The following is a 4,022-nucleotide window of genomic DNA, read 5'->3' as shown; positions in this document are numbered from 1 at the left end:
CGGGGTGTCAGCTCGCGGGGAGGACGACCACGCGGCGCTGGGGCTCCTCGCCCTCGGACTCGCTGACGACGCCGTCGATCGTCGCGATCAGGTCGTGGACGACCTTGCGCTCGAACGGCGTCATCGGCTTGAGCTTCTCCGGCTGGGCCCCCGCCTTCACCCGCTCGGCGACCGCCGTGGCCAGGTCGCGCAGCTCCGCCCGCCGCTGCGCGCGGTGCCCGCCCACGTCGAGCATGAGCCGGCTGCGCACACCGGTCTTCTGGAGCACCGCCAGCCGGGTGAGCTCCTGGAGCGCTTCGAGCGTCTCCCCCCGGCTGCCTACCAGCAGGTCGAGCCCGTCCCCGACGACGGCGACCACGGCTCGCTCCCCCTCGACGTCCAGGTCGAGGTCGCCGTCCAGGTCGACGATGTCGAGCAGCGCCTCCAGGTAGTCGGCGGCGATCTCCCCCTCCTGCTCCAGGTCGGCGATCCGTTGCCGGCTGCTCGCCGTCGTCGGGGCGGGGCCGTCCTGTCCGTCGGGAGGCGCCGGGCGGGAGGTGGCCGGTGCGGACAGGTCGTCGGCCTGTCCGACTCCGCTGACCGTGGTGTCGGCGGCCAGGTCAGATGCGGAACCGGTCATCAGAGCAGCTCCTTACACGGGTGGACGTCTGCGGGTCACGGGCCGGGCGGGCCCGGCGCCGATTCCCGACGGGAATAGTCGCCGCGGGGATGGTCACCGCGGGGATGGTCACCGTCGGCCTCCGGGACGGCCGCCCTTGCCGCGTCGCTTGGCGGGCCGGGAACCACCGGTGTGCCGGCGGACGCCCGCCGCGGCATGGGGCTTCCCCGCCCGGGGCTGGGCGTCGTCGCCGGCCGGGGTATGCCTGTCCGGAGTGGACCCGTTCTGCGACGGCTGCGGTACCACATCGTCGGCGTCTGCCGCGTCGGACACCTTCGACGGGCGCGCGGGCTGCTTCGGCTGGGCCGGCTGCTTCGGCTGGGCCGGCTGCTTCGGCTGGGCCGGCTGTGCCGGCTGCGAGGACTGCGAGGACTGCGAGGTGTTGCCGCGAGGAGAGCGGGTTCCAGGCGGAGCCTTGCGTACGGCCTTGTCGGCGTTCAGCGTCTTGCCGGCTCCGGGCTCGGCCTGATCGGCACCGCCCGGCGTCCTGTCGGCCGGCGCGGCGGTCGAGCCCGCGGCCGCACCCGGCCGGTTCCTGGCCCTGGTGGGCCGGGCGCCCGGCGCGGGGCGGGCCACCGTCGGCTGCGACGCCGCGCCCTTCGTCCCGGTCGTGTTCTTCGCCCCGGCCGCCGGCCGGGTGGTCGGTACCTGCCCACCGGCGCCCTGCAGGGCCGGCGGCGGCATCTTTTTGATCACGAAGAACTGCTGGCCCATGCTCCACAGGTTGGTGGTCAGCCAGTACAGCAGGACGGCGATCGGGAACTGGAAGCCGAACACCGCGAGCATGATCGGGGAGCCGTAGAGCAGGACCTTCTGCACGATCGCCTGCTGCGGGTCGACCGACCCGGTCCGCGCCATGATCTGCCGCTGGGTAAGGAACGTCGTCGTACCCATCAGGACGATCAGCACGACCGCGAAAATCTTGACGTTCGTCCCGTCCGCCCGGACGAAGTCCAGGAACTTCGACGACGAGGTGAACGAGGCGGACAGCGAGACGCCGAGCAGCTTGGCCTCGGCGATCTGCTGCACCTGGTGCGCGGACAGCCCGACCCGGGGGGCCCAGTCCAGCACGCCACCGGGCCGGTCGACCGGTCGCAGGTGGCTGAAGACGTGGAACAGCGCGATGAACAGGGGGATCTGGAGCAGGATCGGCAGACAGCCGAGCAGCGGGTTGCCGTGTTCCTTCTGCAACTCCATGATCTTGGAATTCATCTGCTGCCGGTCATGGCCGTACTTGTCCCGGATCTCCTTGATCTTCGGCTGCATCAGCTGCATCGTCCGCTGGGCCTTCACCTGCTTGACGAACAGCGGGAAGATCATGATCCGGACGCAGATCACCAGCAGGACGACCGACAGCGCCCACGCGAAGAAGCTGTCCCGGCCGAAGATCGGCCCGAAGCCCCCGTGAAAGAAGACGATCGCGTTCGCCGCGAGATGGTAGAGGGGATCCAGCACTGGTTCGTCTCCTTAGACCCTCGTGCCACAGCGGGACGCGGCCGGTTCGGGCGAGTTCGGGTGCGGGTCCAGCCGCTGCCGCGCACCCACGGCCACGGTCACGGTCACGGTCTGGGCGGTCCGCTCACCAGCGGGGGCACCGCGTTCACCGGCTGGCCCGCCGAAGCGTCCGGGACGGCCTGGCGGGGCGCCGGCACGCGCCGGCACCGGGTCGTAGCCACCGGCCGACAGCGGCTGGCAGCGCAGCAGCCGGCAGACCGCCAGCAGACCGCCCCGGACCCCGCCGTAACGGCGCACCGCCTCCAGCCCGTACGCGCTGCAGGACGGCTCGAAGCGGCAGAGCCCCGCGCTGCGTGGGGACCAGACGGCCCGGTAGAAAGAGATCATCGCACGCAGCGCCCAGGCGAGCGGGCCGCGCACCGTACCGTCCCGGCCGCGGGACATCCGGGGCGCGAGCCGCCCGGCCAGGCGGGTGGCGACGAGCAGGTCGATCACAATGACCAGGCCCACGGCCAGCGCAACGCCACCGCGGCTCATCGTGCCTGCCGGTCCGCGCCGCCAGCGGTGCCGGTGGGCCTCGTGACCGTCCCGGTCGCGGCTGTCCCGCCTGTCTCGGCTGTGGCGGAAGAGATCGGGGTGATCGGGGTGGCTGGGACGAGGCGGCCGCGCAGGCCCCGGTCGAGCGCCCGCCCCAGTTCGTCCGAGGACGCGGTGGCGCTCTCCGGTAAGGCCCGCACGATCATGAGCGTCCCGGCGGGCATCCGGTCGAGGCGGGCACGGACCTGTTCCCGCAGGCGTCTGCGGACGCGGTTGCGCACGACCGCGTTCCCCACCTTGCGCCCCACGACGAAACCGACCCGTGGCGGAGGTGCGGCGACCGGTTCCGGACCGCCGTCCACAGCGTGGTTGTCCACGATGAGGCCGTGGATGACCAGTGGGCCACTGCGGCTGCGACGGCCGGCGCCACTGACCGAGGCATGCTCGGCCCTGGTCCGGACACGGTTCCGAACGGGCAGCATGACGCGAGAAGGACCGGGGCGCGGGTGGATCTCAGGCGGACAGCTCGCTGCGGCCCTTGCGGCGACGGGCCGAGAGCACGGCGCGACCGGCACGGGTCCGCATCCGGAGCCGGAAACCATGCGTCTTGGCACGCCGGCGGTTGTTCGGCTGGAAGGTGCGCTTGCTCACAGAGGACTCCGGACGCCAGACGGGCAAAGGACAACGATAGCCACGGAAACGGTACAGAACACGGTGGGGACACCCACCCGAGAGCGCACTGTCGCCGCAACCCGACGCCTGAGACTATCAAGCCCGGCCGTGCCGGGGCGGGCCGGCAGTAGGCCGGCGGGTGTCGGCCGGCCGCGTGGGCACGTCAGGTGGGGGCGGCGCGGAACCGGCTTCGCCGGTGCGGTGTCATGGTCGTACACAGCTTGTGGACGACCATGTGGAGAACTGCCCTGGCCAGGGCGGCCACGGGCGTCCGGCTCAAGCCCACCCGCCCGACGTCTTCGGAGGAGCCCGCCTCGTGACAGACCTTAGCGCCGACCCCTCCGCCGGCATGTCAGGCAGGGTGCCTGTCGAGGAACCGGACCTGTCCGCCGTGTGGAAACAGGCCGTCGCCGGGGTCGCGGACGGCACCCTGTCCGCCCAGCAGCGGGCGTGGCTGCGCCTGACCCGTCCGCTCGGCCTCGTCCAGGACACCGCGCTGCTCGCAGCCCCGAACGAATTCACCAAGGACCTGCTCGACTCCCGCCTCCGACCGTTTCTGTCCACAGCTTTGTCCACAGCCTATGGACGAGAGATCCGGGTGGCGGTCACCGTCGAGCACCTGCCCGACCCGGAGCCGATGACCGGGCCGATCCAGCTGCCGCTGCCGGTCTCCCCCGTGCCTGCCACATCCGCCGTGTCC

General features: G+C 72.1%; 5 protein-coding genes and 1 pseudogene. 1 reads left to right on the top strand and 5 read right to left on the bottom strand.

Annotated elements, in window-relative coordinates:
* Positions 1-7 precede the first annotated feature (7 nt).
* The 5 genes from AC5LUJ_RS13680 to rpmH all read right to left on the bottom strand — a co-directional run bounded on the left by AC5LUJ_RS13680 (position 8) and on the right by rpmH (position 3,301).
* Positions 8-619: a Jag family protein gene (locus AC5LUJ_RS13680; protein WP_250286090.1), complete on the bottom strand. Its 612-nt coding sequence runs from the start codon at positions 617-619 to the stop codon at positions 8-10.
* 108 nt (positions 620-727) lie between these two features.
* Entirely contained in the window at positions 728-2,113 is a 1,386-nt protein-coding gene (gene yidC / locus AC5LUJ_RS13675) for a membrane protein insertase YidC (protein ID WP_493465041.1), read from the bottom strand.
* 12 nt (positions 2,114-2,125) lie between these two features.
* Complete coding sequence (gene yidD / locus AC5LUJ_RS13670) at positions 2,126-2,650, bottom strand: membrane protein insertion efficiency factor YidD (protein ID WP_250286092.1); 525 nt, start codon at positions 2,648-2,650, stop codon at positions 2,126-2,128.
* On the bottom strand, positions 2,647-3,132 hold the full coding sequence (gene rnpA / locus AC5LUJ_RS13665; RefSeq protein ID WP_250286093.1) for a ribonuclease P protein component: 486 nt from the start codon (positions 3,130-3,132) through the stop codon (positions 2,647-2,649). The genes yidD and rnpA overlap by 4 nt, the downstream gene beginning before the upstream one ends.
* Positions 3,133-3,163: 31 nt before the next feature.
* Positions 3,164-3,301 carry a 50S ribosomal protein L34 gene (gene rpmH / locus AC5LUJ_RS13660; RefSeq protein ID WP_013871596.1) on the bottom strand — a complete coding sequence of 46 codons (138 nt, stop codon included), beginning with the start codon at positions 3,299-3,301 and terminating at the stop codon, positions 3,164-3,166.
* Between the two features lie 337 nt (positions 3,302-3,638).
* Between rpmH and AC5LUJ_RS13655 the strand changes: the two are divergent.
* Positions 3,639-4,022, top strand: a pseudogene (locus tag AC5LUJ_RS13655) (chromosomal replication initiator protein DnaA); the annotation flags it as partial.

It is taken from the genome of Protofrankia sp. CiP1_Cm_nod3 (assembly GCF_982290655.1).
Note: the sequence above shows the minus strand (reverse complement) of the source record. Positions and strands in the feature narration are given on the sequence as shown.